This window comes from Tateyamaria sp. ANG-S1, from assembly GCF_000814025.1.
Taxonomy (GTDB): Bacteria; Pseudomonadota; Alphaproteobacteria; order Rhodobacterales; family Rhodobacteraceae; genus Tateyamaria.
On sequence record NZ_JWLL01000001.1, the window covers coordinates 58,084 to 79,177 of the forward strand.

A 21,094-nucleotide genomic window follows, 5' to 3' on the forward strand; every position below is an offset into this window, starting at 1 on the left:
GCTCAGATCAGAGCGCTTCCAGCAGCGCCTCACCGCCCGACACGTCGCAGACGCCGGGGTTCTCTTCCTCCTGAAGAACCGTCACCTTGCCGTCCTCGACGACCATCGCGTAGCGGGTGGAGCGGTCATAGAGGCCCACGGGCGGTGCTGTGAACGCCCGGCCCATCGCCTTGGTAAAGGACGCATCCGCATCGCCCAGCATCGTGATGCCCGCGGCCGTGGCCCCCGTCGCGTCGCCCCATGCGCCCATGACGAACGGATCGTTTACCGATACACACATCACCTCGTCCACGCCCTTGGCCTTGAACTGGTCGATGGTGCGGATGAAGCTGGGTACATGGGCCGTGCTGCACGTGCCGGTATAGGCGCCAGGCAGGGCAAAGATCACGACCTTGCGGCCTGCAGTCTTCTCGCTCAGCTTCACCTCGGCAGGCCCATCGGCCCCCAGATGAACAAGCGATGCGTCGGGCAGGGTGTCGCCTACGGAAATTGCCATGATGTGCGCCTTTCTTGGAATTGCGTCTGTGTTCCCCTGCGATATAGGCTCCACCTTGGCAAAGGGCGAGGACAAAGGTGCAGGACATGAACCATGTGATCGTGATCGGGGCAGGGCAGGCGGGGTCGTCCTGCGTGGCCAAGCTGCGCAATGGCGGGTTCGAGGGGGCGATCACGCTCATCGGGTCCGAACCTGCGCTGCCCTACCAGCGCCCGCCGCTGTCCAAGGCCTATCTGCTGGGCGACATGCCGCTCGAACGCATGTTCCTGCGCCCCGACAGCTTCTATGCCGACCACAACATCACCGTGCGTACGGGCGAGACGGTCAGCGCCATCGACACGGACGCCCAAACCGTCACCGTGGGCAACGACACGCTAGACTACACCGATCTGGTCCTGACCACCGGCTCCGCTCCTCGACGCCTTCCAGCGTCCATCGGCGGTGATCTGGAGGGGGGCTTCACCGTCCGCGACCTCGCAGATGTCGACAAGATGGCCCCATGGTGCCAATCCGGCAAAACGGCGTTGATCGTAGGCGGCGGCTACATTGGTCTCGAAGCGGCGGCGGTCTGCTGCAAGCTGGGCCTGAACGTCTTGCTGGTCGAAATGGCCGACCGCATCCTGCAGCGGGTCGCGGCAGCGGAAACAAGCGACTACTTCCGCGCACTTCACACATCCCACGGCGTCGATGTGCGCGAAGGCGCTGGGCTGACCCGCCTCACCGGCGAAGGCACCGTTTCTGGCGCAGAGCTGACGGACGGCACCACACTGGACGTCGACCTCGTGATCGTCGGCGTCGGCATCGCGCCTGAAACTGACCTTGCCGAAGCGGCTGGCATCAGCCTCGACAACGGCATCGCTACCGACGCACAGGGCCGCACTTCCGCCCCCCATGTCTGGGCCGCTGGCGATTGCGCCTCCTTCCCGTACAAAGGCGACCGCATCCGCCTCGAATCCGTGCCCAACGCAATTGATCAGGCCGAATGCGTGGCCGAGAACATCATGGGCGCGGCCAAGGACTATGTCGCCCGCCCATGGTTCTGGTCCGACCAGTTCGACGTCAAACTGCAAATCGCGGGCCTGAACACCGGCTACGACCGGGTCGTCACCCGTGACGGCGGCGGCGCCAAATCCTTCTGGTACTATGCGGGCGACACACTGCTGGCCGTGGACGCCGCCAATGACCCACGCGCCTACATGATCGGCAAACGGCTGATCGAAGCGGGCAAGTCGGCGGACCCAAGCGTGGTTGCCGACCCCGAGGGTGACCTGAAAGCCCTCCTGAAGTGAGGATCATCGCAGGCCAATGGCGTGGTGTGCCGCTTGCCACGGTCGGCAAAGGCGATCCGGGTGCGCACCTGCGTCCCACACCCGACCGGGTGCGGGAAAGCCTATTCTCCATGCTCACCCATCGTGGGGTGATTGACGGTGCGCATGTGCTGGACCTGTTCGCAGGCACCGGCGCGCTGGGGCTTGAGGCGCTGTCGCGTGGGGCGACAAGTGCGGTCTTTGTTGAAAATGGGCGCACCGGCCAAAGGTTGATTTCTGAGAATATCAAGAAGCTGAAGGCGCAGGATCAGGCCAAACTCTTGCGCACCGACGCCACCCGTTCACTTGCATGGGATGGCCCTGCCTTCGACCTCGTCTTCCTCGATCCACCCTACGGCAAAGGCATGGGGGAGAAGGCGCTGACCGTCATCCGCAACCACTGCGTTGAGGGTGCCCTCATCGTCTGGGAAGAAAACGCACCGCAAGTCCCGCCAGAAGGATACGCCCTACAGGACCAGCGCCGCTTCGGCAGCACCCATGTCACGCTGTTGGAAACCGGCTAGGGCGCATCAGGATGCGCCCTACCGTAAGGCGGATGCGTCATCCGCCATAGCCATCATCCATATGTGGGATGGAACGTCCCTGCGGGCGACAGGGTGAAAATCTCCACCCCGTCCTCGGTCACACCCACCGAATGCTCAAACTGCGCCGACAGCGACTTGTCGCGGGTCACAGCGGTCCAGTCATCCGCCAGCGTCTTGGTCTCGGGCCGCCCGAGATTCACCATCGGCTCGATGGTAAAAAACATCCCCGGCTCCAAAATAGCCCCCGTCCCGGGACGGCCATAGTGCAGGACATTCGGCGGCGCGTGGAACACCCGACCCAGCCCGTGACCGCAAAAATCGCGCACAACAGACATCCTGTGCGCTTCGACAAAACTCTGAATCGCATAGCCGATGTCGCCAAAGGTGTTGCCGGGCTTCACCGCCTCGATCCCGCGCATCAGGCTGTCATGGGTGACCTCGATCAGCCGCTCTGCCTTGCGGGGCAGCTTGCCCGCCACGAACATGCGGGATGTGTCGCCGAACCAGCCATCCACGATCACGGTCACGTCGATGTTCAGGATGTCGCCATCCTTCAGCACCTTGTCGCCCGGAATGCCGTGGCAGACCACATGGTTCACGCTGATGCAGCTTGCGTGCTGGTAGCCTTTGTAGCCGATGGTGGCCGAGGTTGCGCCTGCCTCCTCGACCATATCCGTGATGATCTTGTCGATGGCACCTGTCGTCTGACCCGGAAACACATGCGCTGACATCGCGTCCAGAATCTCGGCCGCAAGCCGCCCTGCCGCGTGCATCCCGGCAAAGTCCGAAGGGTCATAGATGCGTATGCCGTCCTTGGTCAGACGGCCACGGGTGTCACGGTCCAAAGCGCGCTCCATCAGCGTTCACCTGTCAAATATACTGCACTGCGGCAAAAAGGGCCAGTGGGTCATAGAGCCACGGCTATAGGCGCGCCGACGAGCACGCCCTTTGGTGTTATATGGGTGCCCAGGCACAGCGTTTCCACCCCTGCCGCGGTCGCAGCCGCATAGGCGGCGGCGTAGGTCGGGTCGATGTCTGCGGCGAGGGTGAAACGATCACAATCCGTGCGCTGTACCAGATACAGCATAACCGCCCGATGCCCGGCCTCTGCCATACGGGCCAATTCGCCGAGATGTTTCGCGCCGCGCGCGGTGACACTATCGGGGAATTCGGCACGTCCCGGCTGCCTCGCCAACGTGACGGACTTCACCTCAACATAAGCGTCCGCCAGCCCATCACCCTGCAAGAGAAAGTCGATCCGGCTCCCTTGGCCATATTTCTGCTCGGGCCGCACGGTGGAATACCCGTCAAACCCCGGCACGTCGCCTGCCTCGAATGCCGCGCGCAGCGCCTTGTTCGGGACTGCCGTATCCACACCGGTGAAATGCCCGCCAGCATGCTCCACCAGCCGCCAGCCAAACTTCAGCTTCTTCTTCGGATCGTCGTTGGGCTCCAACCAGATGCGCATCCCCGGCTCTGCCAAACCCATCATCGACCCGGGGTTCGCACAATGGGCCACCACCTCACGCCCATCCTCCAGCGTGCAATCGGCCAGAAACCGTTTGTAGCGTCGGATCAGCGTTGCGGGGACAAGTTCGGTTTGAAAGCGCATGGGCGCAGCCCTATACCGTCACTGGCCGTGCAACAAGGAGGCCATAATGCCCAACCCCACAGCCGCCATGCTGGTGATCGGAGACGAGATCCTCTCGGGCCGCACCCGCGACGCCAATATGCACTATCTGGCGGGCCAACTGACCGACCACGGTATCGACCTCAAGGAAGTGCGCGTGGTCAGCGACGACCCCGACGCGATCATCGCAGCGACAAAAGCGCTCAGCGCGGCATACGATAGTGTCTTCACCTCCGGCGGCATCGGCCCGACGCACGATGATATCACCGCCGACTGCATCGCGGCGGCGTTCGAAACGCATATCGACATCCGCGACGATGCCCGTGCAATCCTGGCCGAACACTACGCCAAATCCGGCACCGAACTGAACGCTGCACGGCTGCGCATGGCACGCATCCCCGACGGAGCCGCGCTGATCGAAAACCCGGTCTCCGCCGCCCCCGGCTTCACGATCAAGAACGTCCACGTCATGGCAGGCGTGCCCTCGGTCTTCCAAGCCATGGTCGCCTCTATCCTGCCCACGCTCACGGGCGGAGCGCCCCTGATCTCAAAGACGATGCGGATCGAGCGGGGCGAGGGGGACATCGCAGGTCCGCTGGGTGACATCGCCACGGCCCACCCAGACCTCAGCATCGGCTCCTACCCGTTCCAGAAGGATGGGCGCTATGGTGCCAACGTCGTCATCCGCGGCACCGACGGGGCGGAGGTGGATGCCGCCCTCACCAAACTCGCCGAACACTTCCCGGCATGACGACGCCCGCCGCCTTCTACGCGGCCATCGATGGCACCTGGCCTGCTGCGGCTGTCACGCGCGCAGGCCCCTGGACCATTCGGGACGGCCAAGGGGGTGGCAAGCGCGTGTCGGCGGCGACGGCGGATGAGCCAACCACAGACCTCGGCCATGCCGAACAAGCCATGCGTGCCGCAGACCAGACGCCCCTCTTCATGGTCCGGCAAGGCGAAGACGCCCTTGACCACCTGCTCGACCACGCAGGCTACACTGTCGTTGATCCTACAAACGGCTACATCGCTCCCGTCGACGCACTAACGGACATCCCCATCCCGCGCGTCACCGCCTTTACCCTCTGGGAGCCGCTGGCGATCATGGAGGACATCTGGGCCAAGGGCGGCATCGGCCCGGCGCGGGTCGCCATCATGCACCGCGCCAAGACAAAAACGGCGATCCTGGCACGGCACAAGGACAAACCGGCGGGTGCCGCCTTTGCGGCCATCCACGACGGCATCGCCATGGTCCACGCGGTCGAGGTACTGGCCCATCAAAGGCGCCAGGGCGTCGCCCAATGGATCATGCGGCAGGCGGCCTTCTGGGCAGCGGACAACGGCGCAAACCACATCGCGGTCCTGACGACAGCGGCAAACGGCCCTGCCAACGCGCTCTATCAGGGGTTGGGCTTCCAGCACCTCTGCGGCTATCATTACCGCACCGCGCCCAAGACATAGTGACGGACCCATGACAGACCAGCCGACCGCCCTCGACCTGCCCATGCTCGACCCGCTGCCCATGGCCACGCAGAAGTATTTCGACGTGTGCCAGGACAAGCTTGGCATGATCCCCAACGTCCTGAAAGCGCACGCTTTCGATGTCGGCAAACTCAACGCCTTCACCGCGCTCTACAATGACCTGATGCTGGCCGACAGCGGCCTGACCAAGCTTGAACGCGAGATGGTAGCGGTGGTCGTCAGTGCCACAAACCGGTGCTACTACTGCCTCACAGCCCACGGGGCTGCCGTCCGGGACCTGTCGGGCAACCCGATCCTTGGCGAACAACTCGTGATGAACTGGCGGGTGGCCGACGTCACACCACGCCAGCGGGCCATGCTGGTCTTTGCAGAAAAGGTCACGCTCGCTTCGGCTCAGATCGAGGAAGACGACCGGCAGGCTCTGCGCGACCACGACCTGAGCGACCGGGACATCTGGGACCTGATCAACGTGGCGGCGTTCTTCAACATGTCGAACCGGGTGGCGAGCGCGACAGCCATGCAGCCCAACCGCGATTATCACACACAGGCACGCTGATGCGGCGCGGCTGGCTCACAGCATTGGCGTGCCTATTGGCGGGCCCTGCGCTGTCCCTGCAATTGGAACTGCCCTCGAACGCCCGCGAAACAGCGGCGCGCGACAGCGTCTTCGACCGGGTGCAGATCGCGACCACGCCCTACGCCAACGGGACCGTCGGGGCGCAAAGCATCGACGGCCCGGTGCAGCGGCGCAGCTACCGCGTGACGTCACCGGGCCTGACCCCGCTGCAAATCCTCGCTCCCCTGCGGGATCAGTTGATCGACGCGGACTACGAAACGCTATTGGATTGCGACGCCAACGCATGCGGCGGGTTTGACTTCCGCTTTGCCATCGACGTGCTGCCTGCGCCGAACATGTATGTGAACATGCGCGCCTATCACTTCCTCAGCGCGCAGCACCCCGACACCGGGGATGCGGTCTGGCTGCTGGCCAGCACGGCCCCGGACGCGGGCTACCTGCAGGTGGTGCAGGTGGGGGCCCAGCAGGCAGCCGTTCCGACGGCAGAGCCGCCCGTTGCCGCCATCGCGCCGGGGGACCCGGCACAGGATCTGGGCCAGCGGCTTCTGGCCAAGGGGTCAATCGTCTTGCGCAGCCTCGACTTTGCCCTGGGCACAACCCGGCTGGGCGAAGGGCCGGCCCCCGAACTAGAACAGATCGCGCAACTGATGGCGAACCGCCCCGGCCTGCGGATCGCCGTGGTGGGCCACACCGACACAATCGGCGGGCTGGCGACCAACATCGAAGTCTCCCGCGCCCGCGCGGTTGCCGTGCGCGACCGGCTGATCAACCGCTACGACGTGCCCCCGGGCCGGATCGAGGCCGAAGGCATGGGCTATCTGGCACCGCTGGCCAGCAACCTGACGGCAGAGGGACGCGAGATGAACCGACGGGTCGAAGTGATTGTGGTGGGTGAGGACGGGTAAGACTGTTTTGCTGACATTGCAGACATCGCAGACATCGCCATGGTTATGGTACTGACCGTTTCTTCAGTCAGGCAGCAAATCAGCTTTCCAATCCACAGTCGTGGTGGCCTGCGTCCCCCTTTCCAGAAACGTCGACAATACGATGTAGCTTTTGGTCGTTTGGACGCCTGAGTTCTCATAAAGCTTTGCCAAGAATAACTCCAAGGCGTGTGCGTCACGTGTTCTGACTTTGACGATCAGGCCGCTGTCCCCTGCCACTGAGTGGATTTCCTCGACCTCGGGGAACTGGTTGATCTGCATAAGTCTTCTGGACTTCCCCCAACCAGCGAAATCAACAAATACGAAAGCCAGAAATGGTTTGCCAACAGCCACGGGGTCGATCTTGAGTGTTGAACGCTCAATCGTTCCGCTTTCGCGCAGTTTCTTAACCCGAGCATGTGCAGCGGGTGGCGAAAGACCGACTCGGTGTCCCAATGCTTCATAGGACATACCAGCATCTTCGATCAGAGCACTTAATATCTTTCTGTCAAAGATATCCACAGCTGGTCTCCCTCTGCCTTTAAGTGAACGTCATTCGTATTTTTAATCAAATTGCAAAACATAGTTCTCGCCGTTGCCAATCGTTCGTAACACCATATGGAGCAAAGCATAGGAGAAGACCGTGAGAACTCGCAAGATCACCGCCCCGGACAGCCACGACTTAAAGTCAAAATACTCCCAAGCCGTAGAGGTGACAGACGCCAAGCGGACCCTTTACGTCAGCGGTCAAATACCGGTCTCACCGGAGGATAAAGTACCGGAAGACTTCCTTGATCAGGCCCGACAAGCTTGGGCAAACGTGGAGGCGCAGCTTCGCGCTGCCGATATGGGATTGGACAATATCGTCAAGCACACAACCTTCCTTGCCGACCGAGCTTACCGTGCAGAAAATTCACGGGTCAGAAGAGAAATCTTGGGCGAGCGAGAACCCGCTTTGACTGTCATAGTTTGTGACATCTACGACGAAGAATGGCTTTTGGAGATTGAGGCAATCGCGGTCGCCTAGTCTCCTGAACTGACGTTCTGCCATATTGCAGCACTCCGTAAACTGGTGGGCTCATATCTGACATTCGCACAAACCGCTGTATCTGCTGCAAAGCGCGCCGTTGCCACGCCATCGACAAAAAAACCCCGGTGCTTAAGCGCCGGGGTCAGGTGTTTAACCGAGGGGAGGTTGGTTAACTCTTACCAGTCCGAGGGGCCCTTTTCGGCAAAGGCGTGGACCAGAAAATCAATGAAGGCGCGGACCTTGGGCTGTGTGAACCGTCCCGGCGGGTACACGGCATAGATGCCCTGGGTCTCCATCGGCAGATCGGGGATCGCATCCTCGACCAGCCCCTGCTCCATCGCGTCGGCGTACAGAAAGCTGGGCAGATAGGCGATGCCAAGGCCCGAGATGGCCGCATTCAGCAGCGACTGCCCGTCATTCACGCTCAGCCATCCGGCGGTGCGCACCTGACGCTTCTCACCCGACGGCGCGGTCAGTTTCCAGACATTGCCGGACGACTGGTTGGAATAGTGCAGCAGCTTGTGTTCGTTCAGATCGTCGATCTTTTCGGGGCGGCCATACTGTTCGAAATATGTGGGGCTCGCGATCATCCGCTTGGTGCTCTCGGTCAGCTTGCGGGCGCGCAGAGTGCTGTCTTCCAGCTCACCAATCCGGATCGCCATGTCGAACCCTTCCGAGATCAGCTCAACATAGCGGTTGTTCAGCACCATATTCACGGTGATGTCCGGAAAATCAGCCAGAAACTCCGACAGGCGCGGCGACAGATGGTTCACGCCAAAGTCGGTCGCAACCGAAATGCGCAGCAACCCCGACGGTGCCGACTGCATGGACGTCACAAGCGAATCCGCCTCGCCCGCGTCGTTCAACACGCGGCGCGCGCGATCGTAATAGGCCAGACCAATCTCGGTCGGGCTTACGCGACGGGTGGTGCGGTTGAGCAGGCGGGCACCCAGACGGGCCTCAAGCGACGACACGTGCTTCGAGACGGCGGATTTCGAAATCCCCATCTTCTTGGCCGCGTCGGTAAAGCCACCCTGGTCGACGACCGTGGCAAATGCTTCCATCTCGGTAAGGCGATCCATGCCTGCTGCCTCTCACATCACTCGTTGTTGAGGTGCAGGTATGCGGGCCAATAAGGGCAGGATCAGGGCAAGGGTTGGACAGTATCTGGGTCATTGCGCGGATCGTTCATGGCGCGGAAACGACCCGGATCCTGCTCAAATCGCGATATCCGCGCTCCAGGATTGGAAGGTCTCGGCCTCTTCGGCCAGTGGCGCGGCATCCGTTCCGCCAATCAGCAGAAAACCATAGCCGGGCGTGTTCCAACGTGCCAGATCCATACCTTCGGCAGCGCCCATGCTCACCGGGGCCGCATCGGGTCCTGCGGGAATAATGCACAGGGCCACCGGCGTCCCATCAGCACGGGCAAAGGCGATCTGCACCAGCGGCTTGTCATTGAACCCCAGCACCTGCGCCCGCTTGAAGGTGAGGCCCTGCGCCTCCGGCAGCCCTGTCAGATCAATGCCCAAAGCGTCTGACACGGCAGCAAGCTGAACTGCTGCCTCGGCTTGCGTCGGCTGGTCGATGGTGAGCGTCTCGGGCGTGTAAAGCGCCTGATAAGAGGCGACAAAAGACACCCAGCCGCGCGGCGCGGGTTCGGGCGTGCCAAAGCCGGTGAACATCGCAACGGCCAAACCAGCGGCCAGACCGGTGGCAAAGGTGCCCACACCCCATGTCCAGCGCCCGCGCACGGACGAAACAGCATCGGGTGCAACGCTGGGTGCCTCGGGCAAGACGGGCATCGGTGGCGCATCCCGCAACAGCGCCTCATAGGCCTCAGCAATCGGGGCCATCGGGATATCAAGCGTGGCGAGTTGATCAGCGACGGCCGGATCCGCCTCAAGTGCCGCATCAATCTCGGCGTGCAAGGCGTCATCCGCCTCCCCATCCAGGTAGGCGGTCAGCTCCTCATCTGAAAATGCGCGCACTTCTGTCATTGAACCTGTGCCTCGTCCTCCGCCATCTCGGTGTTCAGCCGTTTGCGGGCCGCCGCCAGCCTACTCATCACCGTACCAATGGGGATCTCCATAATCTCCGCCGCTTCCTTGTAAGCGTACCCCTCAACATAGACCAGAACCACGGCCTGTCGCTGGGCCTCGGGAAGTCCGTTCACCCTGTTCAACACGTCACGCGCCAGAATATTCGTTTCCGCACCAGGAGATTTATCGGGAAGGTCAATTTCTTCAACAGGCACCAGCCCACCGCCGGTGCGCACCTTGCGCGACCGCAGCTCGTTCAGCCAGATGCGCTGGGCCATGCGGAACATCCAGCGGTCCAGATGGGTGCCGGGTTCGAACTGGTCGGATTTGTCGAGCGCGCGGAGGCACGTGGTCTGCACCAGATCATCGGCCCAGTCGCGCCGCCCGGTCAGCGACACGGCATAGCGCCACAGGCGCGGATGCACCTCTGCCATGCCGTCGCGCACAGCGCGGTAAGAAATTTCTGCAGCGGTTTGAATAAATTCTGTCCCGACGTGTTACTCTGTTTCTAAGTTCAACATGTCCGGGAGGAAATGAAAAATGAAAAGGATTGTCAAAGCCGTGACTTTTGCAACATTGCTGGCCGCCCCTGCGCTTGCGCAAGACACACCGGCGCCTGACGATGCACGGGTGTACTTCGTGAACATCGCGGACGGGGACACCGTGTCTTCGCCGGTCACGGTCATCTTCGGGCTCGAAGGGATGGGTGTCGCCCCCGCCGGGACCGAGGCCGAGAATACAGGCCACCATCATATCCTGCTGAACCGCCCGCCTCTGGGTGAAGGACCCGAAGGCGCAGAGGAACTGCAATATGGCCTGCCTGCGGATGAAAACCACATCCATTTTGGCGGTGGTCAGACGCAGGTGACACTGGATTTGCCCGCGGGCGATCACACGATGCAGCTTGTCCTCGGTGATCTCAATCACATCCCCCATGCTGACCCGGTGGTCAGCGAGGTGATCACGATCACCGTGGAATAGGGCTTGTGCGCTGGCTCAGATCCATTTGAGCCGGCGCAGCACCCACACCGCCCCCGCGGTCATCACCACCAGCGACGCGCAGAGCGCGGCAAAGGCCCAAGGCGTCTCGATCCCCGGCATACCTGCGACATTCACCCCGAACAGTCCGGTGACAAAGCCCAAGGGCAGAAAGACGGCGGCCACGATCGACAGGACATAGCCATTGTGGCCCTGCATCAGTGCAGCCTGCGCTGTGTGATGGTCCTGCACAGCCGTCATCCGGGCGATCAGCCCCTCCAGTTCCTCAACATTCAGCTTGGCCAGGTTCGCCTGCTCACGCAGCAGGTCGCGCGTGCCTTGGGTCATCAGCGGACTATCGGTACCGACCAGCGCCACCAGCGCATCGCGTTGTGGCGCCAGATACCTACGTAAACGTATGGCCGTGCGCCGCTCCTCCGCCAGTTCCGTGGGCAGCGGGCTGTCATCGTCCTCAACGCTGTCTTCCATCGCGTCGACGCGCCCCGACAGGTCAAAGACCGTGTCCTGCACCTGCCCCATCAGCCGGGTGGCGAGGGCCGAGACAAACTGCATAGGCGTGCCGGGCGCATGACCGCCTTCGGCCTCCGTCCGCATCTCATCCAGGGCAAAGACCTTGCGCACGCGCACCGTCACCACAAGCTGCGCCGTCATCCACATGCGCACGGCCACCATCTGATCGGCGGGTCCGTCCGCGTTCATGTTCACGCCCCGCAAGTTCAGGATCAGCCCATCGTCATAGCGGTCGGCACGGGGCCGCGTCTCGGGCGCGGTCAGGGCAGCGGCAGGGATGGCAGGGACATTGGCGTGCAGAAAGCCGGGCAGGTCCTCGTCGGTCAGGTCGAAATGGACCCAGCGGTAGCCTTCGTCCAGTGGGGTCGCCTCAGTGGCCGCGGTTGCGCCCTGACGCGTGAAATCAAAGGAACAGATCGTCATGGCAGCACGCTATATCCACGTCTTGTGTGCGGCAACCGCCGGGCCGGGCGGACGACACGTCCGCCTTACGGTAAGGCGGATCCCGATCCGCCCTAGAGAGTTGCCGCCAGCCGCGTCCCTTGATCAATGGCGCGCTTGGCGTCCAGTTCCGCCGCCACGTCCGCGCCGCCGATCACGTGGCAAGCGATCCCTTCAGCCTCCAGCGCATCCGCAAGCGACCGCTCGGGGACCTGACCGGCGCAGAGGATGATGTCATCCGCCTCGATCACCGTCGGGTTCTCGCGCGCTTCGCCAAAGGACACATGCAGTCCCTGATCGTCGATGCGCTCGTAGTTCACGCCGCCCACGAACTCCACGTCCTTCATCTTGAGCGCCGCGCGATGGATCCAACCGGTTGTCTTGCCCAGCCGCTTGCCATGCTTCTCCGCCTTGCGCTGCAAGAGCGTCACCGCCCGCGCGGGCGCTTCGGGTTGCGGCCCTTTGGGGTCAAGGCCACCGCGATGCTCTTCGGTGTCGGCCACGCCCCATTCGGTCATCCATTCGGGCAGGTTCTCGGTCGGGCTCTCGCCTTCGTGGACGAGGTATTCCGACACGTCGAAGCCGATACCACCCGCGCCGATCACGGCGACCTTTTTGCCCGTCTCCGCCTTGTGGCGTAGGACGTCGATATAGGAATGCACGTTGTCGCCGTCCTGACCGGGGATGTCCGGATCACGGGGAAGGACGCCGGTGGCGATGATCACCTCGTCAAAGCCTTTGAGCGTGTCGACCGTTGCTTCGGTGTTCAGATGCACCGTGATGCCCGCGTCGGCGACCATGGTGCGATACCAGTCGACAAAGCCCCAGAACTCTTCCTTGCCGGGGATCTGCTTGGCCATATTGAGCTGGCCGCCAATTTCATCTGAACGGTCAAAGATCGTGACCGTGTGGCCCCGTTCTGCCGCCGTCAAAGCCGTCGAGAGACCGGCGGGACCGGCACCCACGATGGCGATGGATTTCTGTGTCTCCGCGGGGACAATTTGCAACTTGGTCTCGTAACACGCGCGCGGGTTGACGAGGCAGGAGCTGATCTTGCCCGAGAATGTATGGTCGAGACACGCCTGATTGCAGGCGATGCAGGGCGCGATGTGGGCGGCTTTGTCCTCCATCGCCTTCTTTACGAAATGCGGATCGGCGAGCATCGGGCGGGCCATCGACACCATGTCGGCGCAGCCTGTGGCCAGCACCTCTTCGGCGACTTCGGGGGTGTTGATGCGGTTGGAGGTGATGACGGGGATGCTCACCTTGCCCATCAGCTTTTTCGTGACCCACGCGAACGCCGCGCGCGGGACAGAGGTCGCGATGGTGGGGATGCGCGCCTCGTGCCAGCCGATGCCGGTGTTGATGATCGTGGCACCTGCCTTCTCGATTTCCTGGGCCAGTTGCACGACCTCGTCATAGGTCGAGCCGTTGGGCACAAGGTCGATCATCGACAGGCGGTAGATGATGATGAAGTCGGTGCCGACAGCCTCGCGCGTGCGGCGCACCACTTCGATGGGCAGGCGCATGCGGTTCTCGTAGGACCCGCCCCAGCGGTCGGTCCGTTTGTTGGTGTGGGTGACGAGGAACTGGTTGAGGAAGTAGCCCTCGGACCCCATGATCTCAACCCCGTCATAGCCTGCGTCCTTGGCGCGAGCCGCGGTGGCGACGATGTCGCTGATCTGCTTTTCGATGCCGTCCTCGTCCAGCTCCGCAGGGGGAAAGGGCGAGATGGGGGATTTCACGGGCGAGGGGGCGACGCACATCGGGCCGTAGGCGTAGCGGCCTGCGTGCAGGATCTGCATCGCGATTTTGCCGCCGTTTTCGTGGACGCGGTCCGTCACGATCTTGTGGTTGGCGACCTCTTCGGCGTTGGACAGCATCGCGGCGCCGGGCAGGACCGAGCCTTCGAGGTTGGGGCCGATGCCGCCGGTGACCATCAGGCCCACCTCACCGCGGGCGCGTTCGGCGTAGAATTCGGCGACGCGGTTCCAGTCCTTCGTCTCTTCCAGCCCGGTGTGCATGGACCCCATGAGCACGCGGTTTTTCAACGTGGTGAAGCCAAGATCTAGCGGCGCAAGCATGTGCGGATAGGCTGTCATGGTGTCCTCCCGAGCCAATGTTTCCTTGGTGTCAGACATAGGCGGCGGGATGTCACGTGCAACGCGGCGTCACCCGGTGGGGACAGGGTGTCCCCGCGGGGACAGATTTGTGTGGTATTTTATGCTTGCCCCATGGGGTAGCGGTGGGGCGCAGATGTGGGAACGGTTTTGGTCCTGTTCCTTGCCATGGGCCTAATGGAGCGGACGGCGGAGCGATGGATGAGGCAACGGAATTTGTGTTGCGCGACATGATTGCGGGCGAGGCCGATGCACTGGGCCGGGTGATGTTTCGGGCGATCCGGGAGGGGCCGAGTGCATATACCGAGGCGCAGCGGGCCGCGTGGTGTGCCGCGCCCTATGCCGGGGATGCTTGGGCGGGCAAACTGGCGGCGCAGATCGTTGCGGTGGCTGAGGCGCAGGGCGCGCCGGTCGGATTTGTCACGCGAGCGGGGGCCTATGTCGACCTCGCCTTTGTCCTGCCGGAGTGGCAGGGGCGGGGGGTGTTTTCCGCGCTTTGCGCGCGGACAGAGGACGATGCACGTGCGGCGGGGCTGCATCGTTTGTGGGTTCATGCTTCGCTGATGGCGCAGCCTGCATTTGCGGCGAAGGGTTTTGTCGTTGTGCAGCATGAACGTGACGAGCGGTTCGGAGAATATCTGGACCGGGCCGAGATGGAGAAAGTCCTGATCGCGTGTGACTAGAGGGATTTGGTCGTGATCCGCCTCGCCGCCGTTGCTTCAACGTTTTGACTGGACCGGCTTGCGCGGCGGGTTTCGGGACGCCGCCGACGTTTGCTGCCGCCCATGCAAATGAGCGCTTGAGGCCGTGCCTGCGGGATGCCGCGAACTGTCCGGATAGCCGCTATTCGGCTATCCCAGTCCGGTCATCCCAATCAATGTCCGGTTGCTGTCCGACAATACCGTGCGGGTTGTGATCGCCATCGTTGACGTAGTAGCCGTAGCGGATTTCCTGGAAATCCACTGTTTGCCGCACACCGGGCAGTTGAAAGATCCGGCGGGTGAAGCGCCATAGGTTCGGGTAGTCGACAAGCCGCCTGCGCGTGCAGCGAAAATGTGTGGCGTAGACCGTGTCAAACCGGACAAGCGTGGCGAAGAGCCTGATATCGGCGAGCGTCAGGTCATCCCCGAACAAGAAGGTCTGGGCGTTGAGCCTTGCCTCCAGCCCGTCCAGCGTCGAAAAAACGAGGTCGACCGCCTCATCATATTCATCCTGCCGTTGGGATTTTCCGGCGCGGTAGACTGCGTTCGACAGCCCGTCAAAGATATGCTGTGTCAGAGCGTCGATCTCATCCGCGAGGCTTTGGGGGCGCAACGCGATCCTTGGGCTGATCGCATCGAAGGCCAGGATGATGTCTGCTGACGAGTTCGACAGGATCTTGTTGTCTGCTGCGTCCCACAAGACAGGAACGGTGGAGCGCCCGGTATAGTCGGACATCGTCGCGGTATAGAACTGGTGGACGTGTTGGAATTCCGACCGCCTTGGCAGCGGACCGCCGGGCAACAGGCCGTAGCCTTCCTTGCGTGGACCACCGGCCCACTGGATGCCGACCATCCCGGCCAAATCTGTGAGCGTAAGCGCGATGACGGCGGCGTGTGACCAGGGACAGCTGGCCGATGCAATCAGAAAAAAACGGTTTTGCTGAGTGCCGATCTGTTCGAGCGTCTCACGGTCGATGGATGTCGGTATCGCGCTTTGTTCCCGACGGTACGTGCCCGAGATCATGGAGCGATCGGCGGTGTCGTCCCATACTCCATCAATCAACATGCCCATGCGTGCGATCACCTCTGAATTCTGTAGGAGGATAGGAACGTGCCGATCATATGGAAAGTGGCCGTTTGCGTATCCTTGGGCAAAGGCCCGCGATACCCGTGGTTTGCGTTCTCATTTGGGCGGTCTCTGACTTGCGCCGATACCGAAGCGGGCCAGTTCCCGATCCGCATCATGCGTGTCTGGTCGAAATGATCGTGCGGCGACGCGATGTTGAGCCCATCACAAAACGCCGGGTTGTGTCCGCCGCAGTTGAGGTGTCACACACCCAACTCTTCTTTGAGCCACGCGACAAGCTGATCTACTTTCGGATGTGGCTGGAGAGATGTGCCCCTGAACACCGATAGCTCTGTGGGGCGCTCGATCTTCTGGGTGCATGGTCTGACAAGCTTGCCTTCTGCAATCATCCCCTCGGTCGTTCTGCGCCATCCCAGTGCGATACCCTGACCTGCGACGGCGGCCTGCAGGGCGAGGGGATAGCTGTCGAACGAGACATAGTGTGGCGGGTGTTCCAACTTGATGCCCAGGGTTTCAAACCAATCATCCCAAACCATCCAGTCCTGACGTGTGACTGCATGGACAAGAAGTGGGAACGAGGCAATCTGGTGCGGTAGGATCGGAAGCGTTTCCTTGCGGACCAGCGACGGGGCACAGACCGGAAAGATGTCGTCGGCTGCGGTGAAGGCCAGACGGGCTGAACCTGATGCACGGCCGGATGTCTGCATCGCAACATCGAATGCTTCTGGTGTCTCCGTAAGCGGATTCAGGCTGCTGACGACGCGCAATCCGACGCCGGGATGTCGTTGGTGAAATCCCGATAGGCGCGGCATGAGCCAGTAGAACGCCTCGCAAAGTTGGCAATGGAGGATCAGTTCATCTGATCGGCGGAGACCTTGCAAAGCGGCCAGTTCGGCTGTGATGTCTGAAATGGCCCCACTGACAACCCGTCCCAACCGGCGCCCGGCATCCGTCAGGAAGACCGCTCGATTGCGCCGTTCAAACAGAGTGAAGCCCAGTTCCCGTTCGAGCGCGGCAATCTGTTTGCTTACGGCTGTCTGTGTCATCCCAAGCTCGGCTGCGGCCCGGGAAAAGCTTTCAAGGCGCGCGGCGGCCTCGAACGGTCTGAGACGATTTAACGGTAGCTGGGCCATCTGTCGGTTATCCATTCCATTGGCTCATGCAAATTGGTCAAGAATTCGTTTTTTATCCCATGAGATACATGATTTTTCTGCATCACCGAAGCCATCATCGGAGATCGCAGTGAGATCGCCAGCCCCAGCATATCAGTCTCAGATCGCCGTTCTCGCCATCATCACTTCGGTTGCGGCACTTTCGTTGGGTGACGCTGTGATCAAGGCAAAGGGATTGTCACTGCCGCTTTGGCAGATGTTCCTGCTTCGCTCGTCCATGGTTGTGCCCGTTCTGTGGTGGCTCGCGCGTCGCTATGGTCGGATTTCGTGGGGCAATATCGGTTGGGCGTTGCTGCGTAGCGCGCTGCTGTTTGTGATGTGGCTCAGCTATTACTCGGCACTGCCGCTCATGCCGTTGTCGTTCGCGGCGGCGGCATACTACACGGGCCCTTTGTTCATTGTGGCGCTCGCCGCTGCAGTTGGCCGGACATGGCCGTCTATCCGCGCGATCATCGCCATCGCGGCGGGTTTCGCAGGCGTGCTGTTTGTCATTCAGCCTGATGCGTCTGGTGTGGCACTTGGGGCGCTGCTTCCTGTCGCGGCTGCGTGTCTTTATGCCTGCGCGATGGTGCTCACCTCTGCCAAGTGTCGGCATGATGATCCGTTCGTACTCGCGCTGGTGTTGAACGCCACTTTCGTTCTTGGCGGGGCCGGGCTTGGTTTGTTTTCCGGGCAGGACGGCTCCTTTGTCTTTGGCCCTTGGCAAACGGTAGACCTTGGGGTGCTGGCGACGGTCGCGGCGCTGGCCATCCTGATCTGTATTGGGAGCGTCGGCGCTGCCATCGCTTATCAGAAGGGGCCACCCAACACGGTTGCCGCTTTCGATTACAGCTACCTGCTCTTTAGCCTGATCTGGGGCGGTTTGTTTTTCGCAGAGTGGCCGGACGTGGTCGGTTTGTTTGGCATTGCGATCATCGCGGCTGCCGGTTTTCTGGCGCTTCCGGCCAAGCGAGACCGGCAGGAATAGTCAGGCAAAGCCCGCTATCTGCGCGCTGTCGCAACGGTTGCAGGGTGCATAGCCAGCCATCCCGCGCCTGCGATCATCACCAGACCCAGCGCGCTTGCCATGCCCGGAACGACCTGAAAGACCAGAATGTCCCACGCCACCGCAAAGACCAGATAGCTGTATTCAAAGGTCGCAACAGTGGTGGGTTGGGCGGCCTTGTATGCGCCCGCGATGCTAAGCCCGATGGCGACCGTCAGAACGGCAAGAATGCACAGGATGCCCCAATCTTGCTGTGACACCGGCTGCCAGCGCCCAAGCAGATAGGGGTAGGCGGCGACAAGCGCCTGATCCGGCTGCCACAAGAGCACGCCCAGACTGGCCAGCAGCCCGCCTGCCATAATGGCCAGCTTGAGGGACAGGGCGAGCGTTACGGTGGACACGTCCCGGCATTTCAAGCGCGTGATCACATGCGCCATGGCATAGAACCCGGCCCCTACAACCGGTGGGAGCGCCCAGATCGAGAACGCCTCCGTCCCCGGTTGCAGAAGAAACAGCACACCGGCAAATCCGATGGCAACGGCGATCCATCCACGAAAGCCAACGGGCTCTGCGCTGAAATAGGCCGCCAGCAAGACAACGAAAATCGGTGCGGTATAGGCCCCGGCCCCCAGCACGGCGAGGCTTGCGAACGGGATCGAGCCGTAAAACGCCAGAAAAAACAGCGTCATGAGGGCGGATCGCAGCAGCACCCAACGCGACAGCGCCTGTGCCCACAGACCCCGCTGCACATGGTGCACCGCCGCGAGCACCATCAAAAGCAGGATGGCCAGCATCGCGCGCAGCACAAAGATCTGGCCAAGCGGCAGCGCGCTGCTGAACAACTTGAAAATCACGTCCTGCACCGATGTGATCAACATCGCGCCCACGATCATGATCAGCCCGCGCGACACGCCGGGTGACAGGGTTGCCGATGCGCTCAAACTCATGGTGGTCCCCCGACGGTTGCTGATGATGCCGGTGACTGAGGTAACGGCGCGGGAATTGATTGATAATTCCTTGGAAATTGACGTTAGAGTTTGGTAAAATTAAACAATGAAGCGCGCACCCATTCACGGAATCGAAGTCTTTCTGGCCATTGTGCGCGAGGGATCGTTGCGGGCTGCCGCCACATCGCTGGGCATCGGGGCCCCTGCGGTCAGCCTTCAACTCAAGGCGTTGGAAGACAGGATGGGCGTTGGCCTTCTGCACCGGTCAACACGGCGCATCGAGCTGACGGATGCGGGCCGCGTTCTGTTCGAAAACGCGGAACCCGCCTACCGCGATCTTCTTGAGGCCGCCGCCCGCACCCAAGAGGCTGGCGCCGCACCCCACGGGACGTTGAAGCTCAGTGTCTCGCGCGGGGCTTACATCGCAGCCCTTGAACCCCACATGGCCGGGTTCCTTGCCGAGCATCCCGGTATCAATCTCGACATCTCTTTTGATGAACGTCTGGTCGATGTCATCGGTGAAGGGGTTCATGCCGGGATCCGCCAGGGCGATATCCTCGCCCCCGACATGATTGCCGTGCGCCTGACGCCCCCGCTGACGCCCGCCTATTTCGCGGCGCCGTCCTACCTCAAGGTCCACGGCAGGCCGGAAACGCTGCGCGACCTGCTGACCCATCAGTGCATTCGCTACCGGTTTCCGACAACCGGGCGGCTGGACTATTGGCACATCATCGAAGAAGGGCGAGAGACGCGCATTGACCCGCCTGCGCGGCTTGTCTTTGATCAGGTCGATGGGGTCATCCGGGCGGCGCAGGGCGGTCACGGGATCGGCTGGGCCCTGCGCAGCAGCATTCAGGACCAGATCGACAGCGGCGCGCTGGAGACCGTGCTGGATGAACACGTCCGCGATCTGCCGCCCTACTATCTGTACTATCCGGAAAACAACAAAAGGATCGCGTGCCTGCGCCAGTTCATCGCGTTCCTGATGTCAGCGCGGTCCGTTTAGGCCCCTGCGCATGGGTCACATGCGATCTGACACGTCATTCTCTGCTGCGAAAATCCAGCAGTGGTTTCAATGCCCCCGGCTGCTCTACCTGTTGCAGCGCGTCCTGCCATTGCGTGACGGGAAAGACCGTCACCTCTGGCCAGTCCATTCCTGCAAGCAGGGGCCAGATGTCCTTGAACGCCTGTGCCATGCCGTCCGGGGCCACAGACCCCAGATGGTCCCGCAGGTGAAACCGTTTGTATGAGGCCCGAGGCGCGCCGGTGAATAACACAGGCTGCCCGGTCAACAGACCATAGCCCACGAATGTCGCACCCGACGGCATCAGGTCAAGAATGCGCGACGCCACCGTGCCACCCAAAGCGTCAAAGGTCAGGTCAGCCGCCTGCGCGATCTTGGCAATACGCGTGTTGTCTGCTTGGGCAACCGGCTCGATCCCAAGCGCCCGCAACCGCGGCACGCGGCAGTCAGAGCGGTAGAGACCAACGACCCGCGTCGCGCCCTGCACACGCGCCAGATGGCCCAGCATGTCGGCACAGCTTGATCCCGCCCCGCTGAGCACCACCGTCTTGCCGCGCACGGGCCACAGGCGCAGCATCGTGATGGCGGCAAGCGGATTGATGTAGGCGCGCGCCGCGATCACGTCGGGTACGTCCGGTGGCACCTCCACCGCGTCACCAGCGGGACAGTCCACATGCGTCTGCCACGTGCCTTCGCCGCGCAGGGGCAGGACACGCTTGCCCAGCATATGCGCATGATCGGGATGGGCGGCGACCACGCGCCCGACGCCCTCATATCCTGCCACCGCTGGCAGTACGATACGCTGTGCATAGGCACCGGTGATCGGGATCAGGTCGGAGGGGTTCACGGGTGCCAGCGTCATCGCGACCCTCACCTGTCCGGTGGGCAAAGGGGGCAGGTCGGTCTTAACCCATGCGAGGGCGGACGCAGGCGCGCCAAATGTGCGGTAGACAAAGGAGCGGCGATGCTGTGCCTGATTGCTTAACGACATCGAAGGTCCCTTTTCATCCGGTGCGCTTGGGGTGTAGCCGCGCCGGGTCAATGTCCCAATACCCCTCGGACACATCTGCATCAGGGGG

General features: G+C 62.1%; 24 protein-coding genes. 11 read left to right on the top strand and 13 right to left on the bottom strand.

Translation table 11 applies throughout. The annotated features are described in order from the left end of the window. Positions 1-7: 7 nt before the first annotated feature. Positions 8-496, bottom strand: a complete 489-nt coding sequence (locus RA29_RS00305; RefSeq protein ID WP_039681826.1) for a peroxiredoxin — start codon at positions 494-496, stop codon at positions 8-10. A gap of 86 nt (positions 497-582) precedes the next feature. Here RA29_RS00305 and RA29_RS00310 point away from each other — a divergent pair, with 86 nt between their 5' ends. Both RA29_RS00310 and rsmD read left to right on the top strand, forming a co-directional pair. Next, positions 583-1,785: an FAD-dependent oxidoreductase gene (locus RA29_RS00310; RefSeq protein ID WP_039681828.1), complete on the top strand. Its 1,203-nt coding sequence runs from the start codon at positions 583-585 to the stop codon at positions 1,783-1,785. After that, a complete protein-coding gene (rsmD, locus tag RA29_RS00315) occupies positions 1,782-2,327 on the top strand; it encodes a 16S rRNA (guanine(966)-N(2))-methyltransferase RsmD (protein ID WP_039681830.1) in 546 nt (181 codons plus the stop codon). Before RA29_RS00310 ends, rsmD begins: the two co-directional genes overlap by 4 nt. A gap of 53 nt (positions 2,328-2,380) precedes the next feature. On the opposite strand, the gene map is transcribed toward rsmD, so the two are convergent. Next, the gene (gene map / locus RA29_RS00320) at positions 2,381-3,205 is read right to left on the bottom strand and encodes a type I methionyl aminopeptidase (protein WP_039681831.1); all 825 of its coding nucleotides are present in this window, start codon (positions 3,203-3,205) and stop codon (positions 2,381-2,383) included. Positions 3,206-3,255: 50 nt separating this feature from the next. Beyond that, entirely contained in the window at positions 3,256-3,960 is a 705-nt protein-coding gene (sfsA, locus tag RA29_RS00325; RefSeq protein ID WP_039681836.1) for a DNA/RNA nuclease SfsA, read from the bottom strand. 46 nt (positions 3,961-4,006) lie between these two features. Here sfsA and RA29_RS00330 point away from each other — a divergent pair, with 46 nt between their 5' ends. The 4 genes from RA29_RS00330 to RA29_RS00345 are packed head-to-tail and all read left to right on the top strand — an operon-like array spanning position 4,007 to position 6,942. Beyond that, a complete protein-coding gene (locus tag RA29_RS00330; RefSeq protein ID WP_039682319.1) occupies positions 4,007-4,729 on the top strand; it encodes a molybdopterin-binding protein in 723 nt (240 codons plus the stop codon). Further along, positions 4,726-5,439: a GNAT family N-acetyltransferase gene (locus RA29_RS00335; protein ID WP_039681838.1), complete on the top strand. Its 714-nt coding sequence runs from the start codon at positions 4,726-4,728 to the stop codon at positions 5,437-5,439. The genes RA29_RS00330 and RA29_RS00335 overlap by 4 nt, the downstream gene beginning before the upstream one ends. A 10-nt stretch (positions 5,440-5,449) precedes the next feature. Then, positions 5,450-6,016 carry a peroxidase-related enzyme gene (locus tag RA29_RS00340; RefSeq protein ID WP_039681840.1) on the top strand — a complete coding sequence of 189 codons (567 nt, stop codon included), beginning with the start codon at positions 5,450-5,452 and terminating at the stop codon, positions 6,014-6,016. Continuing rightward, positions 6,016-6,942 carry an OmpA family protein gene (locus tag RA29_RS00345; protein WP_039681842.1) on the top strand — a complete coding sequence of 309 codons (927 nt, stop codon included), beginning with the start codon at positions 6,016-6,018 and terminating at the stop codon, positions 6,940-6,942. Before RA29_RS00340 ends, RA29_RS00345 begins: the two co-directional genes overlap by 1 nt. A 63-nt stretch (positions 6,943-7,005) precedes the next feature. Here the strand turns inward: RA29_RS00345 and RA29_RS00350 are convergent, their stop codons facing one another. Beyond that, positions 7,006-7,482, bottom strand: coding sequence for an Lrp/AsnC family transcriptional regulator (locus RA29_RS00350; protein WP_206540128.1), 477 nt, complete (start codon positions 7,480-7,482; stop codon positions 7,006-7,008). Between the two features lie 121 nt (positions 7,483-7,603). On the opposite strand from RA29_RS00350, the gene RA29_RS00355 reads away from it, so the two are divergent. Continuing rightward, positions 7,604-7,987 carry a RidA family protein gene (locus RA29_RS00355; RefSeq protein WP_039681845.1) on the top strand — a complete coding sequence of 128 codons (384 nt, stop codon included), beginning with the start codon at positions 7,604-7,606 and terminating at the stop codon, positions 7,985-7,987. Between the two features lie 179 nt (positions 7,988-8,166). On the opposite strand, the gene RA29_RS00360 is transcribed toward RA29_RS00355, so the two are convergent. The 3 genes from RA29_RS00360 to RA29_RS00370 form a co-directional block, all read right to left on the bottom strand. After that, on the bottom strand, positions 8,167-9,072 hold the full coding sequence (locus tag RA29_RS00360) for a LysR family transcriptional regulator (RefSeq protein ID WP_039681847.1): 906 nt from the start codon (positions 9,070-9,072) through the stop codon (positions 8,167-8,169). A 135-nt stretch (positions 9,073-9,207) separates the two neighbouring features. Further along, positions 9,208-9,987 carry a hypothetical protein gene (locus RA29_RS00365; RefSeq protein ID WP_039681849.1) on the bottom strand — a complete coding sequence of 260 codons (780 nt, stop codon included), beginning with the start codon at positions 9,985-9,987 and terminating at the stop codon, positions 9,208-9,210. Beyond that, complete coding sequence (locus RA29_RS00370) at positions 9,984-10,463, bottom strand: RNA polymerase sigma factor (RefSeq protein WP_039681851.1); 480 nt, start codon at positions 10,461-10,463, stop codon at positions 9,984-9,986. The genes RA29_RS00365 and RA29_RS00370 overlap by 4 nt, the downstream gene beginning before the upstream one ends. Positions 10,464-10,569: 106 nt before the next feature. On the opposite strand from RA29_RS00370, the gene RA29_RS00375 reads away from it, so the two are divergent. Continuing rightward, positions 10,570-11,010 carry a DUF4399 domain-containing protein gene (locus RA29_RS00375; RefSeq protein WP_039681853.1) on the top strand — a complete coding sequence of 147 codons (441 nt, stop codon included), beginning with the start codon at positions 10,570-10,572 and terminating at the stop codon, positions 11,008-11,010. A gap of 15 nt (positions 11,011-11,025) precedes the next feature. Here RA29_RS00375 and RA29_RS00380 read toward each other — a convergent pair whose 3' ends face one another. Both RA29_RS00380 and RA29_RS00385 read right to left on the bottom strand, forming a co-directional pair. Then, complete coding sequence (locus RA29_RS00380; protein ID WP_039681856.1) at positions 11,026-11,961, bottom strand: zinc transporter ZntB; 936 nt, start codon at positions 11,959-11,961, stop codon at positions 11,026-11,028. A 92-nt stretch (positions 11,962-12,053) separates the two neighbouring features. Continuing rightward, complete coding sequence (locus RA29_RS00385) at positions 12,054-14,081, bottom strand: NADPH-dependent 2,4-dienoyl-CoA reductase (RefSeq protein WP_039681858.1); 2,028 nt, start codon at positions 14,079-14,081, stop codon at positions 12,054-12,056. A gap of 215 nt (positions 14,082-14,296) precedes the next feature. On the opposite strand from RA29_RS00385, the gene RA29_RS00390 reads away from it, so the two are divergent. Continuing rightward, positions 14,297-14,782, top strand: a complete 486-nt coding sequence (locus tag RA29_RS00390) for a GNAT family N-acetyltransferase (RefSeq protein WP_039681860.1) — start codon at positions 14,297-14,299, stop codon at positions 14,780-14,782. A gap of 160 nt (positions 14,783-14,942) precedes the next feature. Here RA29_RS00390 and RA29_RS00395 read toward each other — a convergent pair whose 3' ends face one another. After that, positions 14,943-15,872, bottom strand: a complete 930-nt coding sequence (locus RA29_RS00395) for a glutathione S-transferase C-terminal domain-containing protein (RefSeq protein ID WP_039682320.1) — start codon at positions 15,870-15,872, stop codon at positions 14,943-14,945. Between the two features lie 257 nt (positions 15,873-16,129). Further along, positions 16,130-17,035, bottom strand: a complete 906-nt coding sequence (locus RA29_RS00400) for a LysR family transcriptional regulator (RefSeq protein WP_039681862.1) — start codon at positions 17,033-17,035, stop codon at positions 16,130-16,132. A gap of 94 nt (positions 17,036-17,129) precedes the next feature. On the opposite strand from RA29_RS00400, the gene RA29_RS00405 reads away from it, so the two are divergent. Further along, on the top strand, positions 17,130-18,026 hold the full coding sequence (locus RA29_RS00405) for a DMT family transporter (protein ID WP_039681864.1): 897 nt from the start codon (positions 17,130-17,132) through the stop codon (positions 18,024-18,026). Between the two features lie 14 nt (positions 18,027-18,040). On the opposite strand, the gene RA29_RS00410 is transcribed toward RA29_RS00405, so the two are convergent. Then, entirely contained in the window at positions 18,041-18,991 is a 951-nt protein-coding gene (locus RA29_RS00410; RefSeq protein WP_082029386.1) for a DMT family transporter, read from the bottom strand. 106 nt (positions 18,992-19,097) lie between these two features. On the opposite strand from RA29_RS00410, the gene RA29_RS00415 reads away from it, so the two are divergent. Then, positions 19,098-19,997 (top strand): LysR family transcriptional regulator, encoded by a 900-nt coding sequence (locus RA29_RS00415; protein ID WP_039681868.1) that lies wholly within the window; start codon positions 19,098-19,100, stop codon positions 19,995-19,997. Between the two features lie 34 nt (positions 19,998-20,031). Here RA29_RS00415 and RA29_RS00420 read toward each other — a convergent pair whose 3' ends face one another. Further along, positions 20,032-21,006: a zinc-dependent alcohol dehydrogenase family protein gene (locus RA29_RS00420; protein ID WP_052249407.1), complete on the bottom strand. Its 975-nt coding sequence runs from the start codon at positions 21,004-21,006 to the stop codon at positions 20,032-20,034. Between the last annotated feature and the right edge of the window lie 88 nt (positions 21,007-21,094).